This window comes from Psychrobacter glacincola, assembly GCF_904846215.1.
Taxonomy (GTDB): domain Bacteria; phylum Pseudomonadota; class Gammaproteobacteria; order Pseudomonadales; family Moraxellaceae; genus Psychrobacter; species Psychrobacter glacincola.
Genome location: NZ_CAJGZK010000111.1, coordinates 1 through 523 on the forward strand (window position 1 = coordinate 1; position 523 = coordinate 523).

1 protein-coding gene is annotated in these 523 nt (G+C 48.8%); it reads right to left on the reverse strand.

What is annotated here, in order from left to right:
• Nucleotides 1-523, reverse strand: a 523-nt coding sequence (locus tag JMW90_RS13660) for an HhH-GPD family protein (RefSeq protein ID WP_476705333.1), incomplete at both ends; no start/stop codon positions are given.

The window sequence follows — 523 nt, forward strand, 5'->3', positions numbered from 1 at the left end:
ACTCCACAGCCCGCCCCAAATGCCATTGTCAGGGCGCTGTAGCCAAAGTATTTCGCCATTTTCGTTCTCAATAAGCAGTGCATTACTAAATTTACTCGGTTTAGGCTGTTTCTTAGCCTTCACTGGATATTCCGTTTCACGACCTTGCGCATGCGCTAAGCAATCATCTTGTAGTGGACATAGTAGACAAGCAGGCTTGCTACGCGTGCATAAAGTTGCACCCATATCCATCATTGCTTGCGCAAACAATCCTGATTGTTCTCTAGGCGTTAGACGCTCTGCCAATGCCCATAAATCTTTAGTCGTCGCGGACTTAGTGATATCGCCATCAATTGCTGCCCAGCGTGTCAGTACCCGTTTAACATTACCATCGCAAATGACGCCATAACGATGCAAGCCCATTGACATAATCGCCCCAGCGGTCGAAGGACCAACACCTGATATCGCTTCCCAACCTGCCAAGGTTTGCGGAAAGTCGCCAGTCTCGTCAATCACAGCGACCAATTGCTTCGCACCTTTATGC